The sequence below is a fragment of the Pseudomonas sp. HMWF006 genome (genome assembly GCF_003061205.1).
In the GTDB taxonomy this organism is placed as follows: Bacteria; Pseudomonadota; Gammaproteobacteria; order Pseudomonadales; family Pseudomonadaceae; genus Aquipseudomonas; species Aquipseudomonas monsensis.
In genome coordinates this window covers 1-3058 of sequence record NZ_QAIU01000297.1, presented here as the reverse complement: position 1 = coordinate 3058, position 3058 = coordinate 1, and the positions used below count along the sequence as shown (strand labels likewise).

Annotated in this window: 2 protein-coding genes; both read left to right on the top strand. The window is 60.8% G+C overall.

Annotated features, from left to right (window positions below):
* Window positions 1-3: 3 nt before the first annotated feature.
* Window positions 4-735, top strand: a complete 732-nt coding sequence (locus DBR24_RS12235) for a capsule biosynthesis GfcC family protein (protein ID WP_256591425.1) — start codon at window positions 4-6, stop codon at window positions 733-735.
* Window positions 732-2810, top strand: coding sequence for a YjbH domain-containing protein (locus tag DBR24_RS12230; protein ID WP_128614878.1), 2079 nt, complete (start codon window positions 732-734; stop codon window positions 2808-2810). Before DBR24_RS12235 ends, DBR24_RS12230 begins: the two co-directional genes overlap by 4 nt.
* The last annotated feature ends 248 nt before the right edge of the window (window positions 2811-3058 follow it).

The following is a 3058-nucleotide window of genomic DNA, read 5'->3' as shown; positions in this document are numbered from 1 at the left end:
GGCCTGATGCTGGTCGCCAGTGTGAGTCAGGCGGCCGTCACGGTGACGGGCGATGTCGCCAATCCCGGACCGGTCGAGTTGCCACCGGGCGGGCGCTTGCTCGATGTGATCGGTGAAGCGGTGCCGAATGCCGAAGGCTATTGGCTGGCGGGCGGGTTGCTGCGGCAGTCGTTGATTGAGGAGCAGACACGGCTGAAGGTTGGCGTGCTGTTTGACCTCGACGTGCTGCAGCGCATGGCGACGTTGTTTGATCGACCGAGTCGTGTGGCGCTAGCCCGGCGTCTGGCCGAAGACGTGCGGCAGATGCCGGTAACGGGCCGGCAGATTGCCGACCTCGATCCGGTGGCGCTGGAGGTTGGTTTCGCGCGCAACATTCGTCTCGATGACGGCGATCGTCTGGTTTATCCGAAACGTGTCGATGAAGTGCAAGTGCTGGGCGCAGTCGCCGAGCCGTGCCACTTGCCGTATCAGCCGTTGCAGGAGGCCCGTGAATACCTGCAAAGCTGCACGATTCTGGACGATGCCGAAGCCGATTACCTGTGGCTGATCCAGCCCAATGGCGTGTCGCGGCGTGTCGGCATCGCGCACTGGAATCGCGAGTCCGGGCAATTCCCGGTGGCCGGCAGCAAGATTCTGGTGCCGGTGAAAAATGATGATCTGGATCCGCCTCTTCCTGAACTGAATCAGCAGTTGGCCGAATTCATTGCCACGCAGCTGGCCGAGGTGGTTCGTTGAAGTTACGTTTTGCAGCTGTGTTGTTATTGCCTTGTGGTCTGGTGCATGCCGAACCGCGCATTACTCAGAACGACTTCGGTGGCACCGGTCTGTTGCAGACGCCGACCGCGCGCATGGCCCCGGCCGGCGAGTTGAGCGTCAACGCCAACCGCACCGAACCGTACAGCCGCTACAGCGTTTCGCTGCAGCCGCTGGACTGGCTCGAGGGCTCGTTTCGCTACACCGCGATCACCAACCGGCCGTACGGCTCGGAGGCCCTGAGCGGTAGTCAAAGCTATAAGGACAAGGCGGTCGACGTCAAAGTCCGGCTGTGGCAGGAAAGCCACTGGCTGCCCGACGTGGCGCTGGGCTTCCGAGACATCGGCGGTACCGGTTTGTTTTCCAGTGAATTTTTCGTCGCCAACAAGCGCTACGACAATTTCGATTTCAGCGCCGGGATTGCCTGGGGATACCTCGGTAATCGCGGCGACATGGACAACCCGTTGGGCTACGTCAGTGATCGCTTCGATACCCGTCCGGCCCTCGAAGGCACCGGTGACGTTAACTCGGGTTCGTACTTTCGCGGCCGGCCGTCGTTCTTCGGTGGCGTGAGCTATCAGACGCCGTGGGATCGTCTCAGCCTGAAACTCGAATTTGAAGGCAACGACTACAAGCACGAGCCGAAGGACAATGAGATCAAGCAGGACTCGCCGATCAACCTCGGCGCGGTGTTCAAGGTCACCGATTCGGTTGATGTCAGCGCGGCGTGGGAGCGCGGTAATACGGCGATGTTCGGCGTGACCTTCCACACCAACTTCGTCAGCCGCAAGGCGCCGGCCAAGACTTACGATCCGACTCCTGAGCCGCTGCCGGCGAAGGCGCCGACCACGGCGCCGGATCAGGTCGACTGGGCCAACGTCTCGCAGCGCCTGCAGCAGAATGCCGGCTATAAAGTCGAGCGCATCGCGCAGCGTGATTCCGAGCTGATCGTGTATGGCGAACAGCAGCGCTACTTCCACTCGTCCAAAGCGGTGGGGCGTGCGAGTCGGGTTCTCGATAACAGCGTCAACGACGACATCAACTGGTTCACCGTGGTCAACAAACGCTACGACCTGCCGCTGGAAGAAACCAGCGTGCCGCGTCAGACCTTTCGCGAAGTGATCAACAACGAAGAGCCACTGGAGTCGCTGCACCGCACCACCGAGATCAACCCGGCCATGCCGCACAACGAGAAAACCCTCTACACCGAAGCGCCGCAGCACTTCAGCTATGGCGTGGGGCTGGGCTTCAAACAGAACGTCGGCGGCCCGGATGGCTTGCTCTATCAATTGAGTGCCGATGCGGACGCTGAATACCGCTTCAACCGCAACACCTGGTGGAGCGGTTTGCTCAGTGCCAACCTGGCGAACAACTTCGACAAATTCACCTATGACGCGCCGAGTGGTTTGCCGCGTGTGCGTACGGATTTGCGTCAGTACCTGACCACGTCCAACACGACCATGCCGTTGTTCCAGGTCAGCCATGCCGAGCAGCTGGATAAAGACCTGTATGGCATGGTTTACGGTGGGTATCTGGAGTCGATGTTCGCCGGGGTCGGCGGTGAAGTGCTGTTCCGTCCGACCGGTGAGCGCTGGTCGGTGGGCGCGGATCTGAACTGGGTGCGCCAGCGCGATTTCGATCAGGGTTTTGCCCTGCGTGATTACTCGGTGGTGACCGGGCATGTCACGGCGTATACCGATTTGCCGTTCGATACGCTGGCAGCGGTGAGCGTCGGGCGTTATCTGGCTGGGGACTGGGGCGGCACGCTGGATATCTCGCGAGAGTTTTTCAACGGCGTGCGCTTTGGTGCGTGGGCGACGATCACCACCGCTGGTAGTGCCGAGTATGGCGAGGGTAGTTTCGACAAGGGTATCTACCTGTCGATTCCGTTCGACGAAATGATGAGCATGTCGACCATGCGCCGCGCCAACCTGGTATGGGCACCGCTGACCCGTGACGGCGGCGCGCGGCTCAATCGCGGCTACCAACTGCACTCCATGACCGATAGCCGGGAAGGGGACATGTTTTATCGCAATTTCGGGAAGATCACCGAGTAAGCGCGGATCTTCGAAACACCCGAAAACCTGTGGGAGCGAGCTTGCTCGCGAAGGCGTCAGCCCAGTCAGCATCCTAGTTGCCTGAACCAACGCTTTCGCGAGCAAGCTCGCTCCCACATTGGTTATCTGTCGCACCCCAAATCCCGAATCATTCCCGAATCCCTGTGGGAGCTGGCTGCCAGCGATGAGGCCGGCACCTGCAACATTGATGTTGCCTGACCCGCCGCCATCGCTGGCAAGCCAGCTCC